This window comes from uncultured Nitrospira sp. (assembly GCA_902500695.1).
GTDB lineage: Bacteria > Nitrospirota > Nitrospiria > Nitrospirales > UBA8639 > Nitrospira_E.
Map to the genome: position 1 here is coordinate 1 of CABVRQ010000072.1, position 20,174 is coordinate 20,174.

14 protein-coding genes are annotated in these 20,174 nt (G+C 49.4%); 12 read left to right on the forward strand and 2 right to left on the reverse strand.

The window, feature by feature from the left end; genetic code table 11:
- Nucleotides 1-178 precede the first annotated feature (178 nt).
- The 10 genes from AAH187_RS15195 (at nt 179) to AAH187_RS15240 (ending at nt 12,314) form a co-directional block, all read left to right on the forward strand.
- Nucleotides 179-1,669: a TM0106 family RecB-like putative nuclease gene (locus tag AAH187_RS15195; protein WP_342349318.1), complete on the forward strand. Its 1,491-nt coding sequence runs from the start codon at nt 179-181 to the stop codon at nt 1,667-1,669.
- 25 nt (nt 1,670-1,694) lie between these two features.
- Nucleotides 1,695-2,387, forward strand: coding sequence for a response regulator (locus AAH187_RS15200; protein WP_342349319.1), 693 nt, complete (start codon nt 1,695-1,697; stop codon nt 2,385-2,387).
- A 29-nt stretch (nt 2,388-2,416) separates the two neighbouring features.
- On the forward strand, nt 2,417-3,793 hold the full coding sequence (locus AAH187_RS15205) for an ATP-binding protein (RefSeq protein WP_342349320.1): 1,377 nt from the start codon (nt 2,417-2,419) through the stop codon (nt 3,791-3,793).
- Between the two features lie 194 nt (nt 3,794-3,987).
- Nucleotides 3,988-4,299: a hypothetical protein gene (locus AAH187_RS15210; RefSeq protein ID WP_342349321.1), complete on the forward strand. Its 312-nt coding sequence runs from the start codon at nt 3,988-3,990 to the stop codon at nt 4,297-4,299.
- Nucleotides 4,300-4,376: 77 nt separating this feature from the next.
- A complete protein-coding gene (locus tag AAH187_RS15215) occupies nt 4,377-5,390 on the forward strand; it encodes a phosphate ABC transporter substrate-binding protein (protein WP_342349322.1) in 1,014 nt (337 codons plus the stop codon).
- A 113-nt stretch (nt 5,391-5,503) separates the two neighbouring features.
- The gene (locus AAH187_RS15220; RefSeq protein ID WP_342349323.1) at nt 5,504-7,810 is read left to right on the forward strand and encodes an ABC transporter permease subunit; all 2,307 of its coding nucleotides are present in this window, start codon (nt 5,504-5,506) and stop codon (nt 7,808-7,810) included.
- Nucleotides 7,811-7,821: 11 nt separating this feature from the next.
- A complete protein-coding gene (pstA, locus tag AAH187_RS15225) occupies nt 7,822-9,453 on the forward strand; it encodes a phosphate ABC transporter permease PstA (RefSeq protein ID WP_342349324.1) in 1,632 nt (543 codons plus the stop codon).
- A 10-nt stretch (nt 9,454-9,463) separates the two neighbouring features.
- Nucleotides 9,464-10,375 carry a phosphate ABC transporter ATP-binding protein PstB gene (gene pstB / locus AAH187_RS15230; protein ID WP_342349325.1) on the forward strand — a complete coding sequence of 304 codons (912 nt, stop codon included), beginning with the start codon at nt 9,464-9,466 and terminating at the stop codon, nt 10,373-10,375.
- 29 nt (nt 10,376-10,404) lie between these two features.
- A complete protein-coding gene (phoU, locus tag AAH187_RS15235) occupies nt 10,405-11,064 on the forward strand; it encodes a phosphate signaling complex protein PhoU (RefSeq protein WP_342349326.1) in 660 nt (219 codons plus the stop codon).
- A 182-nt stretch (nt 11,065-11,246) separates the two neighbouring features.
- The gene (locus AAH187_RS15240) at nt 11,247-12,314 is read left to right on the forward strand and encodes a sugar phosphate nucleotidyltransferase (protein ID WP_342349327.1); all 1,068 of its coding nucleotides are present in this window, start codon (nt 11,247-11,249) and stop codon (nt 12,312-12,314) included.
- A 431-nt stretch (nt 12,315-12,745) separates the two neighbouring features.
- Here the strand turns inward: AAH187_RS15240 and ppk1 are convergent, their stop codons facing one another.
- Nucleotides 12,746-14,905, reverse strand: coding sequence for a polyphosphate kinase 1 (ppk1, locus tag AAH187_RS15245; RefSeq protein ID WP_342349328.1), 2,160 nt, complete (start codon nt 14,903-14,905; stop codon nt 12,746-12,748).
- A 137-nt stretch (nt 14,906-15,042) separates the two neighbouring features.
- Nucleotides 15,043-16,485, reverse strand: a complete 1,443-nt coding sequence (locus tag AAH187_RS15250; protein WP_342349329.1) for a CYTH and CHAD domain-containing protein — start codon at nt 16,483-16,485, stop codon at nt 15,043-15,045.
- A 489-nt stretch (nt 16,486-16,974) separates the two neighbouring features.
- Here AAH187_RS15250 and AAH187_RS15255 point away from each other — a divergent pair, with 489 nt between their 5' ends.
- Both AAH187_RS15255 and AAH187_RS15260 read left to right on the forward strand, forming a co-directional pair.
- Nucleotides 16,975-17,772 (forward strand): inositol monophosphatase family protein, encoded by a 798-nt coding sequence (locus AAH187_RS15255; RefSeq protein ID WP_342349330.1) that lies wholly within the window; start codon nt 16,975-16,977, stop codon nt 17,770-17,772.
- 681 nt (nt 17,773-18,453) lie between these two features.
- Entirely contained in the window at nt 18,454-20,010 is a 1,557-nt protein-coding gene (locus AAH187_RS15260) for a Ppx/GppA phosphatase family protein (RefSeq protein WP_342349331.1), read from the forward strand.
- Nucleotides 20,011-20,174 lie beyond the last annotated feature (164 nt).

Below are 20,174 nucleotides of genomic sequence, written 5' to 3' on the forward strand. Positions count from 1 at the left end.
AGGACTTGATTAGGTCGTGACAAAGACAGCATTTATCCGGCATTGTCCGGTACATGCCGCTTAGATTTACATCAGAACTCCGACTCTTCCTTTCTCTTTTATTGTGCTAGTATTGGTGCTAACAGTGAAAGCACGATTATCCTCAATGTGAACGACCTGTTTCATTCTCTCCTTCTCTATGGCCCGGCAACGAGTCACCGCTCAAGACCTTTATAACTACACCAAGTGTCTGCATCGCGTATATCTGGATAGCAATGGCGATCCGACGGAGAAATCGGAGGTCAGTTCATTTGTGAAATTGTTGTGGGAAGTGGGGTTGCAGACCGAGCGGGACTACATCAGCTCACTTGGGGATCAGGAAATTGTGGACCTGCAGGATCTTGCCGTTGAGCCGGCATTCCAGGAAACCCTGTTAGCCATGGAGCATGGAGCTGCCGTTATTTATCAAGGCTGTCTGATCCATGAGCAGTTTGTGGGGCGACCGGATTTGTTGGTGAAACGGGAGGATGGGGCGTCCCGTTTCGGTGACTTTCTTTATGAGCCGATCGATATTAAGGCTGGTAAGGGTTGGGAAGAGGCAGAAGGCAAAAAACGAAAGTTTAAGGAACATTACGCCTTTCAAATTTTGTTCTATCGGCTGTTACTTGAAAGGATTCAGGGAACGGTACCGCCGGGAGGCCGGATTATCAATGTGGACAAACAGCTTGAAGAATTTGATCCGGCTCCATTTGAAGAACGGTTTCATCAGGCCATGCAGGACGTTCAACAGTTGGTGTCCGGGGAGGAGGCTTCGGAACCCGTGCTGGGAAGTCACTGTACGATGTGCGGGTGGTTTTCCCGATGTTACCGATGGGTGAAAGCGGAATCTGACCCCACAGGCTTATTCTTTGTGGGCAAACAAAAATTTGCGCTCCGGGAGCAGGGGCTTCGGACGATTCAAGATATTGCGCAAATGGATGTGCAAACCTATCTCAAGCCGCCTCATAAGATTCCGCGAATGGGTCAGGTCTCCCTGGCGCGAATGAAGGAGCGGGCGCAGGTCCTGTTGGAGGGGAAGCCGAGGATCCGCTCGGGCTATACGTTTCCAGAGGTTGATCGAGAGATTTATTTTGATATTGAAGATGATCCGACCCGTGGCGTCACCTATCTGTTCGGTATGGTCCTTCAGGATGGGAAGAGGCCCTCTCACTTTACGTACTTTTTGGCTAAAACCCCTGAAGACGAAGAGCAGACGGTGAGGGACTTCTGGCAATTTATTCAATCGACCGATCGGGCTGTCTATTATGTGTATTCCCATAAGGAACGATCGACGTTGAAACGTCTGATGGAAAAGTATGATCTGGATGCCGAAACCTTTGAAAAGTATAAGGCCTGTGAATTTGATTTGTATCAAGACCTCATTGTGGAATATTCTGACTGGCCGACATTTTCTTATGGGATTAAACATATTGCCAAATTTATCGGGTTTCAGTGGAGAGACGTGGACCCGTCCGGAGCTAATTCTATCGCCTGGTATAACGATTATTTAGCCAATCCGACTAATGACGCTTTGATAAATAGAATTTTGGAATATAACGAGGATGATTGTTATGCCATGGCAGCCATCACCCGATATTTTGAACATCATGCCCACAAGACTCAGGGGACGGCTGAAGAGCCGGCACACTGAGGAACACTGCTGAGGAGAACGTCTTATGGCTGCAACGGTATTAGTCGTAGATGATGAAAAGGATCTGGTGGAGTTGGTCAAGTATCACTTGGAAAAGGAAGGGCTCAAATGTTTGGAGGCGCGTGACGGGGAAACGGCCTTGCAGTTGGCGAAGGAACGCACCCCCGATCTTATGGTCCTGGATCTGATGTTGCCGGGTGTGGATGGTTTGGAGGTCTGCCGGAAGGTGAGGAAAGACCCGAAAACCTCTTCGATCGCCATTATTATGCTAACCGCGAAGGCCGAGGAAGTAGACCGGATTGTGGGTTTGGAAATGGGGGCGGATGACTATCTGGTGAAACCCTTTAGCCCGAGGGAACTTGTCGCCAGAGTGAAAGCCGTGTTGCGGCGAGGACAAGGTCAGGACATGCCGGCCATCAAAAGAGTTGGAACACTGGAGGTGGATGAAGGAAAGCATCAGGTGAAGGTGAATGGAACCGTGGTGGAATTGACCGTCAAGGAATTCGATTTGCTCTGTGCGTTGATGCGGGCGAATGGCCGGGTGTTGAACCGTGATCAAATATTGGAAACCGTTTGGGGCTATTCCAATGCGGTGGATATTGAATCGCGGACGGTGGATGTGCATATTCGGCGACTCAGGGAAAAGTTAGGAGACGAATTTACCCGCATTGTGACCGTTAAAGGTGTGGGTTATCGTTTTGAGTCGGGGGCCGTCTAAGGCCAGTATGATGAAAGTGCCCCCGATCTATGCGTAATCCTTCTCTCATCTTCATGGGCTGGATGGTGGCGGCGATGGTCGGGGTTGGCCTGGCGGTCGCCCGGGCATGGCCATTCTGGGTGGTGGTTTTGTTGGGAGCTGGTCTGGTTGGTGTGGCGGTGGTGATGACTCGAAAGACCTGGGATCAGACGAGGGAAAATCACGAAGATCTCATGACAGGGATTCGTCAACTTGAACAGCTCAGTGAGATTGATGAGGCGAGGATTTCTCGTGTGTTGGAACCCGATGCATTGGGAGGCCATATTCAGCGCCTGGTGGAAAACGTGAAGAAACGAATGACCAGTCTCGAGGAAGAACGCACGAAAATTATCGCCATCATGGAAAATTTAGTGGAAGGGGTGGTGGCCTTTGATTCCAAGGGAAAAGTATTGTTCACTAATTCCAGCGCCCACCGGATATTGGGATTGGATGCCAGGGCGATTCAAGGACGATCGGTGTGGGAAATAATTAGAAACCAACAGCTGGCGGGGCTGGTTGAGGGCTGTCAGGAATTGGCGTGGCATGAGCGACGACAGGCTGAGATAGAATTGCATCCTCCCGTCTCCATGGTGTTAGAAGTGTATGCGCTGCCTTTTCCCATTTCCAATCAGAAGAAGGGGAGTGTGTTGGTGTTGCATGATGTCACCGAATTGCGCCGATTGGAACAGGTACGGACCGAGTTTGTTGAGAACGTGTCCCATGAACTGCGGACCCCGCTGACGGCCATTGTTGGATATTTGGAAACGCTCGTGGATGAACCGTCACTGGAAACTCCGAACAATCGGAAATTTGTGCACGTTGCCCATCAACATGCGGTGCGGCTCAGTCGGTTAGTAGAAGATTTACGAGGCCTCTCGGAAATAGAATCAGGAAAAGTCGTCTTACGGTGTGAATTAGTGCCGTTGCGTGAAGTTGCGCAGGATGTCTGTGAGATGTTTCAGACTCAATTGTCGAAAAAAAATCTGCAGATCTCCAATAAGATCGGGGTTGAATTCAGTGCCTGGGCAGATCGGGATCGGTTGATTCAGATTCTGGTGAATCTCGTGGATAATGCCATTAAATATACGCCTGCCGGTGGACTGATCTCATTTCAAGCCATGTCTCTTCGGGACCAGGAAATCTCCTTGCAGGTCAACGACACGGGCCAGGGTATTCCGTCGATTGACCTTCCACGCATTACCGAACGATTTTATCGGGTGGATCGAGCCCGTTCTCGTGAAGAAGGCGGGACAGGACTTGGACTTTCTATCGTCAAACATTTACTCCAACTGCTCGGTGGTAAACTTCGCGTACAAAGTGAATTGGGCAAAGGCACCACTATGGAAGTGATCCTGCCTATATCCCGGCCAACTCCCACACCGTTGTGAGATCCACGTTTTCTCTCCGGTAGCCTCCATCCTTTGATTTTTCATGTTTGAAACCCCTGAAACGTTACATAGTTGTAACCCGAACCGCATAGGGCTGCAACAGTCGATCGCTAGGATGCCGTTGATTGGTTGAATAGCCAGGATAGCTCGCATGGAGCTGCCTCAACATTGGATAACGACCACAGGAGGGGAGCATGGCAACGAGTCACAAGGAATTGATGACCCGGAATCTTGTTGAAAGAGGAGATCGTGAAGCGGTCTTAGGCGTCATTTCTGCCAAGCAGTCCGTTACGATTGAGCAACTCTCAAATTATTTGCCCTGGATGCGATGGGGATATCTGTTCTTCATACTTGGTGAATGCCTGCATGAAGGGTCGGTGATTTTGTGCCAAAAGGAGTTTCAATTTGAAATTCGGGCCATTCATCCTTTGTTAAGCGGAAACGCGGAGGAGGTCCTGACGGGATCTTACTCGTCAAGCGAGGAAACTAGGCCGATGGCTATTTAACACGTTCGTAACATTGCCGTTACATATAAGAAATCTGTTGGACCTACACTATTTATTCATATGAGGAGGCCAGTTTGATGGAACACAGTCAGAATCGAAAGAAAATGTGGGTGTTGGGCATGAGCATGGCGCTGACCCTGGGTTGGAGCGGGACCACGATGCTTGGGGCCTCTCATGTTTGGGCCAAGGATGATATGGAAGATCCGGCCTGGGTGAATTATGCCAAGGTGAGTGGAGTGTCCGGGAATATCAATAGTATCGGCTCGGATACCCTGAATAACCTCATGACGCTGTGGGCTGAAGGATTCCGGAAGCAATATCCGAATGTTAAAATCCAGATTGAAGGAAAAGGATCCAGCACCGCTCCCCCGGCTCTTATAGAAGGGACGGCCCAGTTGGGACCGATGTCTCGCAAGATGAAGGGAAAAGAAATTGATGCGTTTGAAGCCAAGTTCGGCTACAAGCCAACCGCTTTTCCCGTCGCGGTGGATGCGTTGGCGGTCTACGTCAATAAAGACAATGCCATTCAGGGGATGACGATTGAGCAAGTGGACGCGGTGTTTTCCAAGACCCGACAACACGGGTATAAGGAAAATCTTACCAGTTGGGGACAATTGGGTTTGACCGGTATGTTTGCCGATATGCCGATCAGTATCTATGGCCGGAATTCGGCGTCGGGAACCTATGGATTTTTCAAAGAAGCGGTGCTGGAGAATGGTGATTATAAAGATGAAGTGAAGGAACAGCCCGGTTCGGCCTCTGTCGTGCAAGGAGTGACTGAAGATCAGGCCGGGATTGGATATAGCGGTATCGGATATCGAACTTCAAGTGTCCATGCGCTTCCTCTTTCCATGAAGGCTGGTCAACCGTTTGTGGAGGCCACATATGAAAATGCCACCAGCGGGGAGTATCCCTTGGCACGGTATTTGTTTGTATATGTAAACAAAGCACCTAATCAACCGTTGTCTCCCATTGTTCGGGAATTCTTGAAATATGTCTATAGCCGGGAAGGGCAGAAGGTCGTCATTAAAGATGGCTATTTCCCCATATCGGAAAAAATTGGTGGAAAACAATCTGAGCATCTCAAGTAAAAAACCCCTGATGAACATCCCGGCCGTTTTTCATAGAAACCCTTTGGGGAGCGGTTGGGTGTTCTGATCTCATCTTCTCCTTCTTTCTTCACTTTTGCCAAGCTCAAGGCCTGATGCCACCCTTATCTTCCTCTTCTTCTGGTGCTTTAGTTTCTCATAAAAAGTCGTTAGCCGTCGGTTCTCGCGTTGCCGCCCAAAGGCGGATTCGTCATCTACTGGATTATGTCGCGAGGTATGTCGTCGGAGCGGGAGGCCTGGCGACCATTGTCAGTATTCTAGGGATTTTTGTGTACCTGGTTTGGGAAGTGATACCTCTGTTTCAACCCGCCACCGTTACTCCAGAACTGACCGTGCCTATGCCACTCACAGAGATGCAATCCTCCAACGTGACACAGGCGATCGTGGGCATTGATGAATATCGGGAGGTCCCGTTTGTTCTCAAAGGGAAATATCTTCAATTTTTTTCCTTACCGGGTGGTACCACCATTCCTGATGTGGGAGGGGAGTTGTCGATTGACGGTGATCCGACGTCTGTCGTGCGAATGGGGTTGAAAGGCCATAGCCTCAGTGTCGGGACAGACCAGGGACTCGTCTATCCGGTCAACATACTTTATCGATCTGATTTCCAGGGTGACCGACGGACCATTATTCCGAGCGTGAAGGTCAATGAACCTGTTCGGGTGGTTCCTGACGGAATGGGTATTGTCCTTCATGCGCATGTCACCAGGAGTGATGAATTTCAAACCGTGGTGGCTCTCACCGGAAGCGGCGAACTCTGGGTAACCAGGATTGAGGAACCGGGGGATTTTTCATTTTCGGATGAGGTCGTTGTGACAACCAATCGGCTCGTCCTACCGCCGAAGTCTCATCTCACGACGTTGGCACTGGATAGTGTGGGGAAACGATTGGTGGCCGGAACCAGGGATGGCCATCTCCTTACATGGGAATGGCAAGGGCAGGGATTTGATGCCATGCCTCAATCCGTGCCTGTTGGTGCGGTCGGGGATGCCGTGACCGTTCTCTCATATTTGTTAGGTGAACGAACGTTGGTGGTTGGCACCACTTCCGGAAGCGTGAGTACGTGGGCCTTCTCAGCGGATCAATCGGGTCCATCCGGCAGATTCCTGAGGAAAGTCCATACCTTCACTCCCCATGCCGGGTCGGTGACGAGTCTCTCGGTGTCTCAACGCGATAAAGGATTTTTAACAGCCGACCATCATGGAACCATGTTCCTGCATTATTCCACAACGGGAGAAACGATTTTAGAAATTCCAGGGAACGGAAATGATCTCGAATCCTTACGCTATGCTCCAAAAGCCGATGGTCTGGTGTGGTTGGGGGAGGATGGCACGCTTCAGACTTATGCCATTCATAATCCACATCCGGAGGTCACGTTCAAATCCTTATTTTTGTCTGTGACCTATGAAGGCTATGACCGTCCGGAGATGATTTGGCAATCCTCCAGCGGATCGGATGAGTTTGAGCCAAAACTGGGCCTCATTCCGCTCATGTTTGGCACCTTGAAGGGGACGTTATATGCCATGGTGTTGGCCATACCTCTTGCAGTCATGGGGGCCATTTATACGGCTATGTTCATGCACCCTCACCTTCGCTCCGTTGTCAAGCCGTCTTTGGAATTGATGGCGGCTCTACCGTCTGTGGTGTTGGGATTTCTCGCGGGTCTCTGGTTTGCTCCGCTCTTAGAGAAAATTTTTCCTGCTGTGGTCGCCATCGTGGGATTCCTTCCTCTGGTGATTGCGGCTTGTTGCCTTGCCTGGCAATTCCTCCCCGTTCGGGTGAGACGATGTGATGTGTATGGACTTGATCTGATGGTCATGATGATTGCCATTGTTCTCACCGTGGGTGCCTGTTTGATGGCCAATCAGGCGATTGAGGGTTGGATGTTTGGAGGAAACTTTAAACAGTGGTTGGCGCAGAATTTGGGATTAACCTATGATCAGCGAAATGCCATTGTCATTAGTTTTGCGATGGGTTTTGCGGTGATTCCCATTATTTTCAGTATTGCCGAAGATGCCATTGCCAATGTTCCCCGACAACTTGTTGCAGGATCTCTGGCTCTGGGAGCGACGCGGTGGCAGACCTTAACCCGTTTAGTCCTTATTTCGGCCAGTCCGGGCATCTTCTCGGCGTTGATGATCGGATTCGGGCGCGCGATAGGGGAAACGATGATTGTACTGATGGCCACAGGAAATACCCCGATCATGGATTGGAGTATGTTTAATGGATTTCGTACGCTATCGGCCAATATTGCGGTAGAAATGCCTGAAGCCCCTCATGGCGGGACGTTGTATCGTGTGTTGTTCCTGTCCGGTCTGATTTTGTTTGGCTTCACATTTACGATTAATACGATTGCTGAAATCGTGCGGCAACGGCTTCGCCAAAAATATTCTCAATTTTAAGACAAGCAGCTATGAAATTTCTTCAACGATTTTTTGCATCCGGCACATTGTTTATCTGGTTATCAGGAGGGGCTTTAGCCTGTTCGCTGCTGCTGATCGGCGGTCTTCTGATGCTCATTTTTATCAATGGTATGGGCTATTTTTGGCAGAAGGATCTTGTCCAGTTGACGCTCAACGATGACACCCGGGTCCTTGGGGAAATCGTGGATACTCAGCGCATTCCGGAGACGGTCACCGCAGATTTCCCCGAGGGGCAGTCTCGCATCCAACTGAAGGTGGGCAACCGGGATGTGTACGGACTGGATTTCCGGTGGGTTGATGAAGCTGACATTGCCCAACGGGACTGGCCTAAGGATGTCATCGCATTTGAACGACGGGAATGGGGGAATTTTTATGGTTGGGTGACTGCGGTGTGGGACGGTGACTCACGTCTGGCTGAGGGCCGGGATATTGCGTGGGATGTCTGGTACCCCTTCCTTGAGCAAGCCGATTCACTTCACCGGGAGATTCATCATATTGAACGCGATGTGATTGGCGCCATTAATGCCGACATGGAGCGGGCGCGCCTCAGTCTGAAGACCCTGGAGTTGAAGGGGAATGTTTCCCCGGATTCCGCCGACGCTCTTCAACAGGATATCCAACAACGGGAAGCAGCCTATCAGGAGCAGATCCAACGATTGGTGGGGCTGTATGACCGATTGAACCGGTATCGGGTCACTCTCATTGATGTCACCGGAGAGGAAAAAATATTTCCTGTTGGCGGCATTGTGAAGGCGTGGCGTCCCAATTCCATGAGTGTCTGGGATAAAACCAAAATGTATGTGGAAAATTTTTGGAATGTCTTGACCGATGAGCCACGGGAAGCGAATACCGAAGGTGGGATCTTTCCCGCAATATTTGGTACGGTCATGATGGTCTTGGTCATGAGTGTGGTCGTGGTCCCGTTTGGAGTCTTGGCCGCCGTGTATTTAAAAGAATATGCCAAGCAAGGCCTGGTGACTCGAATGATCCGGATTGCGGTGAATAATCTTGCGGGGGTTCCGTCCATTGTCTTTGGTGTGTTCGGTCTGGGGTTTTTTGTCTATGCAGTGGGAGGCTCAATTGACCAGTTATTCTTCTCCGCCTCGCTACCGAATCCTACGTTTGGGACAGGGGGAATGTTATGGGCTTCGCTCACATTGGCCCTCATGACCGTGCCGGTGGTCATTGTGGCGACCGAAGAAGGCTTGTCGGCTGTTCCCAGAGAATATCGGGAGGGATCGTTGGGATTGGGCGCGACAAAATTTGAATCGCTCATGCGGGTTGTTCTGCCTTGCGCCATGCCGGGAATTTTAACCGGTTTGATTCTCGCGGTGTCCAGGGCTACCGGGGAAGTAGCACCACTCATGTTGACCGGCGTGGTCAAGCTTGCTCCGGCTTTGCCGCTTGATGGACAGTTTCCCTTTATGCATCTTGATCGAAAATTTATGCATTTGGGATTTCATATCTATGATGTGGGGTTTCAATCTCCAAATGTGGAGGCGGCCAAGCCCATGGTCTATGTCACAACCCTGGTCCTGGTTCTTGTCGTTCTCCTCTTGAATATGACCGCGATTGCACTCCGGACCCGAATGCGGAGGCGCTATGCTGGTGCTTCGGTATAAATGAGGTACAATGATGAAAATCGAACAGAATTTTTTGGAAAAATCTATGTTTTTGGCCAAGACCACCGCTGCAAAGTCTCTGAGGCTGGTGCTTGAAACAAGGCAGACGGATCCGATGAAAAAGACTTTTGTAGAATCTGAAGCGGACCAACATCCATTGACCGATGCGCCTGCGAAAATAGTTATTCAAGATATGAATTTTTACTACGGCACGGTTCAAGCGCTCAAATGCGTGAATATGACCATTCCTGCGAATAAAGTCACCGCATTTATCGGACCTTCAGGTTGTGGGAAATCAACCCTCTTGCGGTGCCTCAATCGGCTGAATGACCTGGTCGATGGCACCAGGGTCGAAGGAACCATTCTCCTGGATGATGAAAATATTTATCGACCTGAAGTCGATGCCACCGACCTTCGAACCCGGGTTGGTATGGTGTTTCAGAAAATTAACCCGTTCCCGAAAACTGTCTGGCAGAATGTGGCGTATGGCCCGCAATTGCAGAAAATCCGCAAACGTGCGACCCTTGACGCGATCGTTGAGACAAGCCTTCAGGGAGCAGGGTTGTGGGAGGAAGTTAAAGATCGGTTGCATGCCAGCGCCTTGGGTTTGTCGGGAGGCCAACAACAACGACTCTGTATTGCGAGAGCGCTTGCGGTTGATCCGGAAGTGCTGTTGATGGATGAACCGTGTTCGGCCCTTGATCCGATCTCCACCGGCAGAATAGAAGAACTTCTCCATACATTGAAAGAGCGGCTCACGGTCGTGATTGTGACACATAACATGCAGCAGGCGGCGCGGGTTTCTGATCTGACGGGGTTTTTCTTATTAGGGGAGTTAATCGAATTCGAAGGGACCAAGAAGATTTTTACCAATCCCGGTGATCCCCGAACGGAAGATTACGTGACGGGGCGGTTCGGCTGATTCCCATTAGACCAGAATAAAGGATCACGATGAAGCGACATTTTGATGATTCGTTGGCGGACCTCAGACAGAGAATTTTGCGGATGGGGGCGCTCGTTGAAGGGCAGATTCGTCAAGCGCTTATCGCACTTACGGATCGAGATGATCTGGTGGCGAATCAGGTCATTCAGAATGACCGTCAGGTGAATACCATGGATGTGGCCATAGACGAACTCTGTCTCGAATTGTTGGCTCTCCACCAGCCGGCAGCTAAAGATCTGCGGTTTGTTACGACGGCCATGAAGATCTCCACTGAATTAGAGCGCATGAGCGATTTGGCAGAAAATATTTGTGAGCGCGCACTCGAACTGCATACCGAACCTCAACTGAAGCCGTATATCGATATTCCGCTAATGGCTGAGCGTGCCATCAAAATGGTGGGAGAAGCCTTGGATGCGTTTGTCCGGGGGGATTCGGTTCTTGCCAGACAGGTCCTCAAGGAGGATGATTATGTCGATGAACTGAATGAACAAATTTTTCGTGAACTGTTGTCCTTCATGATGGAAAATCCCCAAACGATCTCGCGCGGGATCCGGCTGTCGTTTATCTCGAAATATATTGAACGCATTGCCGATCATGCGACGAATGTGGCGGAACTGGTCGTGTATATGGTGGAAGGGAAAATTATCCGTCATATGATTCCAACCTAACACAGTCGTCCTGCCCTCGTTTTTCTCCTCGTTCTTTTCTCATTTTTTTAATTCTTTATCAGCTTTTCCATTTTCTGTCACAAAAAATTTACCTGTCTGTGACAGGGGTGTCATTTCTCTAACGTAGAGTCTGGGTAGGAATAATCATCAACATACACCAGCGATTGTGGAAGGAGAATGCTATGCAAAAATGGGTTGACACTCGCGGCGGGTCTTCACGATTTTCCCAAGGACAGGCTACTAACTTACGTTCCCAGGGTCTTGGTTCACTGTGGTCACTGGTCCTGGCCGGTGGACATGGGGAGCGACTTCGGCAATATACGGAAGAGTGTTTCGGTGCGTATCGACCGAAGCAATATTGTGCGTTTATGGGAAAGCGATCGATGATCCAACATACGTGGACCAGAGCGAAAGCCCTCTCCCTTCCTCACCAGGTTGTCACAGTGATGGATCAATCACATTGGGGCTATGTGCGGACCCAATTGATTCAGGAATCCCTCGGACGACTGGTTTGGCAACCCGATAATCGAGGAACCGGACCCGGTGTGTTTCTGCCGCTCTCCTATATCCGAGCGCATGATCCTCATGCCACGGTAGTTCTGTGGCCTTCTGATCATTTCATTTTCCCCGCTGAGCCGATGATTCAAGTGGTTCGTGATGCGGCGGCCTTGGTCCAGGAACAGCCTCATCGTATGATATTGTTGACTGTTCCTCCTCAATCGCGAGAGCAAGACTATGGGTGGGTCATCCCAGGTGATCGTCTCCCCCATCCCGGAGGGATTCAGGTCCGGGAAGTGCGAAGATTTGTGGAAAAACCATTGGGGGCCCAGCTTGAGGACATTGCCCTGAGTGGGGGGCAATGGAATACGTTGGTGCTGATTGCCAAAGTCCAAACCTTATGGGAAGCCGGCCGTCAGTGTATCCCTGAAGTTGTGATGCCTTTTGAAGAGCATGCGGGTGGGATTGGAACCTCCAATGAACAGCAACGATTACTGCATCTCTATCGAACGATGCCTTCGAGAAACTTCTCTAGTGATCTGTTATCACTGATTCCTCAGCAATTACACATGATGGACCTGACCGGGGTCTGTTGGAGTGATTGGGGAAGGCCGGAGCGCATTCATGAGACTCTTGCGTATATGAGAGGGCATGAACTCTTGGAAGCGAAGGGCCAGTCGGCTCGACAGACTTGGATGAAGGCTGGTCAACACAAGAGGGTGCAGGAGGAATTAACCGTTGTCACGGGATAAAAACCTGATGACCTAATGAGAATAATGTGATGGCGGGCTGGCTGATCATTTGGCTCATGGTTGGTAGATATTCTGATGACTAGGGATATGATGAATGGCCAGACCCGATTATCGGGGCTAGGTTTATGGAGATGTTCCAAGAAAAGAGAGGGAAGGTATGAGCGGAGTTAGATTGGAAGGTGAGAGAGGCGGTGGCCCAAATGCTTCGTCGCAGGATAAATCCGGTACCATCCAATTGCGGTGCCGAAGTTGTGGTCTGGAGTGGGAGCCCGCTTATTATCAAGAGGGATGTCCGCTAAGGGAGTTGGAAACGGTGTTTCTTTCTGAAAATTGGTTTTTGGTGCCTAACGAAGCCCCCAGTTAATTTGGGCAGAGCCGCAGAGATGTGGTGGCATCCCTGAAACGAAAATACCACCGGTTATTCACAGTCTTCAGAGGGAAGGCGGCTTGGTCTGTTTCCCTTTCCAGTTTGCAATAAACCAATCCTGGGCCTGGAATGGTGCTCCATTTTCCAAAGGCTTGACGCGAGTATAGGTTCCATCGGATTGGAGTTGTCGCGTCTGCATGTTGTCTTTCAGATAGGGACGTAAGACGGTTTCAACAATGAAGGTTCGCAGTGTGGGATTCTCAATCGGAAACAAAATTTCAACACGCCGGTCCATATTGCGGGGCATGAGATCCGCACTCCCAAGAAATAATTCATCCTGCCCTCCGTTACGAAAATAGTAACAGCGAGAATGCTCAAGGAATCGTCCCACAAGAGACGTGACCCTGATGGTTTGGCTGAGTCCAGGAATTCCAGGGCGGAGCCCGCACATCCCACGGACCATGAGGTCAACCTTGACGCCTGCTTGAGAGGCTCGATACAAGGCCTGAATTGAGGCTTTGTCGACGAGTGAATTCACCTTGAATGCCAGGTAGCCGTCTCCATGTTGTTGTTGGCGGGATATTTCCCGGTTGATTCGTTCGATGATATTCGTTCGAATCCCGACCGGCGCAATTAAAAGTTTCGCGTAGGAGTCTTTTTTGGAATACCCCGTTAAGGCATTAAATAGATCGGTGACATCTTCGCCGAATACCGGATGACAGGTAAATAAACTAAAGTCCGTATAGAATTTGCTGGTGATGGGGTTGTAATTGCCGGTTCCGAGATGCAGATATCGACGAATGCCATCTGATTCCCGACGAACGACCATGCAGACCTTGGCATGTGTTTTCAGGCCCAGGACACCATACACCACATGCACGCCTTCATCTTCTAATTTTCTTGCCCATTCAATATTGTTTTCCTCATCGAACCGGGCTTTGAGTTCCAGGAGTACGGCAACCTGCTTATCATTTTGCCGGGCTTCCATGAGGGCGTCGACCACAGGGGAGTTGATGCCCACTCGATAGAGTGTCTGTTTGATCGCTAACACATTCGGATCCAGTGCGGCTTGTCGAATGAAATCGACGACAGGTGAGAAGCTGTCGTATGGGTGATGAAGGAAGATGTCCTCGCGTTTAATGAGTGAAAATAGTGATTCCTTTGATGTGGGTTCATGCAGAATATTGGGGTAATGTGGTGAAAATTTCAGATCCGGTCGATCAATGGATGTGAGTTCAAGGAGATTCGAAAGGCCGAGGCGAAAATCATAGGTGTAGACTTGATAAGGCGCTAAATTCAGATTTCTGACCAGAACATCTTTGATGGAATCCGGCATATGCCGGTCCAGTTCCAATCGCACCACAGACCCGAATTGGCGAAGATCAATTTGTTCTTCAATGGCAGCCAGGAGGTCGCCGGCTTCATCTTCTTCGATTTCAAAGTCTGCATCCCTGGTGATGCGAAAATAATAAGAGGCTAGAATGGTGAGACCGGGAAACAATAAATCCAGATTGGCGGCGATGATGTCCTCCAGCCACACAAAGTTGGTACTTTCCGCTCCGGTTGCTAACCCTAATTGTTCATCGTCGGATACCTGCGATTCGTCTGGAATCCGGATGAGTCGTGGGAACAGTGATGGAACCTTAATGCGCGCGAAACATTCTCCACGGTCAGGGTCGTGGGCCACGACGGCCAGGTTGACCGTCAGGTTGGAGATATGGGGAAAAGGGTGGCTGGGGTCAAAAGCCAAAGGCGTCAGGGCAGGAAAAATTTCTTTTCGAAAATATCGGCGGAGTAGGGATAGTTGTTTTGGTTTGAGATCTTGATAGGGGAGGATACGGATGCCGGCATCCACCAGACTGGTAAACAGGTCATCCTGCCAACATTGGGTGACACGGGAAAAACTCCGGAGAAGGGAGTCCCGGATTTTCCCTAATTGATCGGAGGGACTCATGCCATCCAGAGCAGCTTCCAGAACTCCGCTGGACAATTGTTCGCGTAATCCGGAAATCCGGATCATGAAAAACTCGTCAAGATTATTGAAGAAAATCGAAAGGAATTTTACTCGTTCCAGTAATGGGTGGCTCGGATCTTCTGCCTCTTCCAGTACCCGTTTATTGAACTCCAGCCAACTCAGTTCCCGGTTCAGATACAGCTTGGGGTCATCAAGATTATCGATGACTTCAGGTGTATTGGGTGCCTTTGGTTTTGTCTGATGAGTCATGATCAGATCTCCTATTATGCCTGTTATGGACTAAAAGCCATTGTACCTGATTGGGATTATTCCGTCCCACCATCATCACTTCAATTAAACGCGTATATGCAGACGTCAACAGGTTCAAGGAGATTGGGCGTAAGGCTTTAAAGCTTTTTTCCTTGTTTTTCAAGTTTTTCCCATTGCTTCGGGATTTGCTGATGCACCTGAGATTGCAGATTCCGTAAGCGTTCGACCATTAGTCCGGTGACATAGGCGATTCCGGTTCCCCTTGAGTGCTGTTTGAAGGCGAGGAGCCGTTGCTCGGCAACCACCGCATCCTGGTGTCGTCCCAGTAAATCTTGGGCGACCTTCGCTTGTTGAATGAACCGTTTGGCACGTTTCCCGAGGAAGGGCTCAGCGAGTTCAACCGCATATCGGGCTCGCTTCAAGAGTCTTCGAGTGTGATGCAGTTCAAATTTCCGGAATAGGCTGTCTGACGTATTCGCAAAATCCTGAACTTTGTGAAAGGCTGTTCTCGCTATCTCTGTTAACGTGAGTGGAGTCGGTTGAAATGGCAAATGATTGAGTGAATCCTCAAAATGATTCAGGAGATTGAGATAACGGTCGCTACGTAATCCTTCAAGAAGTTTGGCGCGGGCCACAGAACTCTGATCTTCAAAATTCTTGAGAATCGTTTGATAGGAACGCTGTTCTGGTGAGGAGAAGTCATGGAAATTTTGACGAAAAAATTCAAAAAGAACATCCCAATCTCTGACCTCGCCCAACAAAGAACCAATCCAGCCCAGTTCCTGGCGGACCTGTTCTGTCCATTCCGGTGCTAGGAAAGAACTCACGGCTCGAATGATGGCTCTCATGCGGCGCGTGGCAACCCGCATTTGATGGAGCGCTTCACTATCCCGTCCCAATCGGGTGCCTGGATCATTTTGCAACATCTGAAGATATTGGGAATGAAGCCTTTCCCGAATATGGTCGGACGGTGGTGCTGACGAATCACTAAACTCGACGGTAAGCGGATAGGAAAGTTGGAGTGCTTGGAAAATTTTGGGTTGTAGTGGTTTTTCCTCCGCCCCGGCATGAAGCAGAATCTTGCGGATAGGCTTGAGTTGAGCAGCTGTCCCTTCCTGTAATTCAACCTCTACTTCCTGGAATGAATGCACAACCGTTTTGTCTCTGATGAGGGCAACGGAATCCAGGACAACTTCAGCGAGAACCTGGCCGTCTTTTCGAATGTGTACCCCTTTTCTCCTTGTTCTTAGTTTCCCGAGTTGAACCGCTTCCTGTTTTCTGAAAAAACTCCATAATAAGTCTTGAAATTCCCATGGAATACTACGACTGCCGGATGCGATTTCCAATTCCAGCCGATTACCGCCGCTCGGTATCTTTAATTGCCAGACCCCATGGGACTGTTCCACTCGTTTTCGGAGTGTCAGACCCAATTGGCCGAGTCGGTGGTGCTCGCTGTCAAAATAGGTGGATGTGAATACGCGGGGCGGGATCGGTTCCCCCATGTCGGGAGGGAATTGAAAGCCGGGTGGAATACGAAACTTCTTTTCCTCTTCAAGGGTTTGGTGAATGTTCCATGGCATAAAAAATCATCCGGCAATCTTCAGTGTGCCTTGGGTCGTTTGAAGGAAATCTTCATGGGATGGTGTTGAGATCAAAAACACAGGAAAATCCTAATTTCTCAGAAATATTTTGAAAACCAAAGCTAAAGATCTCATTTTACCTGGATGGATCACAAGGAAGTGTGAAATTTATTATATAACCAATTGTTTTTAAATGATAAATGATGTGGTAACCTCAATGCTGTTAAATCAGATTACCTGCCGGTTCGGGTGATGGACGCTGTTGCACGGGTGGTATTCTGAGGGCACATGGTCAAAGGGATACGGGAATCCATTGCCGGCAAGCCATATTGAACAGGGGTGAGCGCGATGTTTGATCTTGTCCGAATATGGCTGGTCCCCACCATATTAAGAGCCAGGATTCGGGAAAACCTGTGTCACCAAAACAAGAAGTTCAGTATACTCCCGGGAGGAAAAACGGGGTACAAAAACCGCAGGAGAGAGTAACTGATGGATAAAGACTTGCACGATAATCAACTGACTCAATTGTTGCAAACGGCTGTCGATGCCGCCCACGTTGCAGCAGTTCCGATTCGAGCCTATTTTGAAAGGCAGAATCTCCGTATCACAGAAAAAAGCGATGGTTCGCCCGTCACTCAAGCCGATCAGGAGGGTGAAGCCCTCATCCGGTCTCACTTGCTGTCCAATGCCCAAATTGGACCTCTTGATATTCTCGGTGAAGAAGAAGGGTTACAGGGGACGGGAACAAGATGGCAATGGATCGTGGACCCTATTGATGGAACACGATCCTTTATTCATGGGATCCCGTTATTCGGCACCATTATCGCCTTGGTTGACAGTCGGGAAAACATTCCTGTCCTTGGAGTGATTCATCTTCCCATGCTCGGGATCACCTATGCTGCGGCCAGGGGGCAAGGGACCACCTGCCAGGGAAAAGCCCTGCATCTTCCTGAAGACCTGCCGATTGAACAAGCCATTATTGGGGTTGGCGATTTTGCTCAGTTTTCCAGTATACAACGGGAGGCGGATTACCATCACCTGTTAAGCCTGTCCGGGTATGTGCGAGGGTACACGGATTGTTTTGGCCATGGACTCGTGATCAGTGGAGCCCTTGGCGCAATGGTGGATCCAGCCTTGAACCCGTGGGATATCCTGGCTACCCAGGTGCTCATTGAGGAGGCTGGAGGGGCGGCAATGCTTCGTCCCTCGAAGATCTCCGGAAAGGTTGATGCCTTATTTGGGAATCGTTCACTCGTTCAACATCTTGGGCAGGAACTCTCCTTTTAAAGTTCTTGGGGTTTTGCCGGCAGGTGCTTTATTTTCGGTGAGCATTTCCGACCTTCTATATCGGGCATTCATCTTACGAATGCCTCCGGTTTTTCGAACCCTTCCCCACAAAGTTGAGATTTACCCGTTTGTAACATTCCCATAACGGGTAGGAAATGGTTGTCAGGTACCGTTTCCAAAAGGCTTGACACCAGACGTGCACATTTTTATGTCTGATCGGGATTTGTCCATGGGGGAATGAACAGATTATCCGGGAGTGTCACGTGATCCTATGGGGGATCTAGTTCTTGCTTCAGAAATCTTTCGTGTGGTTTTTCGAATGTAATCAGTCTTTCTCCCACGCATTGAATTCTGGTTATTGGAACAATTGCTTGGTAGCGAGGGCAGATTTTTGGAACGCCAGGATCTCTTGTACCTCGTCTGGGGATCGCAAGTCTCTGTCGAAGTTCGGACCGTAGATTATCCTATAGTCCGATTCCGCAAAAACGGCAGGGATTGAGCGATCAGAGTCCGACTATTGAAACTCTCAGGGGTGTGGGGTATCGTATCAATATTATTGATGATTTTTCTGTCCCCTCCTGAAGATTTCTTTCTTACAACATTCGATGCCTTTTGTGACCACGGAACCGTTGTGGTCATGGAAGGGGAGAACCGAATCCATTTTTGAAGGAAGTGAACTCTATGCAACGCCTTGCGGTTATTGATATCGGAACCAATTCTATTCACATGGTACTGGCTGAAATAGACAAGGGATTTTCGTACAAGATTGTCGATCGTATTAAGGAAATGGCCCGATTGGGCGACGGGACCTTTACGTCTCATCGACTGTCCCCGGAGGCTATGGATCGTGGGTTGACGGTCTTAAAACGTTTTTCCATGCTGGCAACGAACAAGGGATTTGATCTCATACTTCCGACCGCCACCAGTGCGGTCCGTGAGGCCAAAAATGGAGGAGATTTTCTGAAGCTCGTTCGCAAAGAGCTTGGTCTCAGAGTGCGCGTTATCACTGGAGAGGAAGAAGCGCGTCTGATCTATTTAGGTGTGAGAAATAGTATGGATCTCTCAAAGTTCCCGGCCATGATTGTGGATATTGGTGGTGGATCCGTGGAATTGATGGCTTGTACGCAAAAGCGATTACAGTTTGTGCGAAGTCTTAAATTGGGTGCAATCCGGTTAAAGGATCAATTTCTCAAATCCGATCCTCCCGATAAAAAAATGATTCAGCGCGTCGAGCGTCTCGTGAGCCAGACTCTGAAGAAATCCTTGTCGAAGAAACGCTTCACTCACTGTCAGCAACTGGTGGCCACATCGGGTATGGCAGGGAATCTCGCTGAAATTATTTATTTGGCACGAACCGGGCGCCCCCTGCCACAAATCGACATGGCCACAATCGAAATAGATGAAGTCAGGGAGGTTGAAGGACTCCTTAGAACAAAAGATACGCAGACACGATTAAAAATTCCAGGTTTGGATCCCCGACGAGTAGATACGCTCTATCCCGGCGTCCTGATGTTGCGGCTGCTGATGGAGCGTCTCGGGGTTAAACAGGTGCGTCTCAGTGATAAGGCGATTCGGGAAGGCGTGATTTATGATTTCATCCAACAACATCAAGAAGGATTACGGGCGGAACAGGAAATTCCTCATGTCCGACGCCGCCAAGTCTTATTGTTAGCCAGGCGATATCAGTATGCAAAAGTGCATGCGCATCATGTCGCGAAGTTAGCATTAAGTTTGTTCGACCAGACCCGGTCCATGCATCATTTTGGAGAAAAAGAGCGGGAATGGTTGGAATATGCGGCTTTACTTCATGACATCGGGCATCATATCCGTGAGAATAAACATCATAAACATACCTACTATTTGATAACCCATGCTGATCTTCCCGGGTTTTCTTCTGAGGAATTAAGTATTATCTCCAATGTGGCGCGGTACCATCGACGTGGTCAACCAAATCCCAAACATAAGGGATATCGGCTCTTGGATCGCGATCAGAGACGGGTTGTATCCAGTCTTAGTGCTATTTTACGAATTGCAGATGGCTTGGATCGCAGTCACTTTTCGGTCGTCAAGAAAATTCATATTGAACCTGGCGAATCTCTGTGCCTGCACGTGTCTTTCCGGTACGACCCGGAATTGGAATTGTGGACGACCGAGCGGCGAAAAAAGTTTTTTGAGAAATTTTTTCATTGTCGAATTGCACTCAAAGCTGCAGGGGTGGCATCAAAAAATGTAGCATAACCAGGCACCTGTATCTGAAATAGCCTAGAATTAACCCGTTAAGTTGTGGAAGACTCCTTCCGTATCGCGTTTTCCCATGAGCATCGGGTAAATTAATCCTTATCGAGGGCATTGGCTTTCTTTCCTTGAGTTGGCGAGGGTTACGCGCAGATAATTTTCATCAA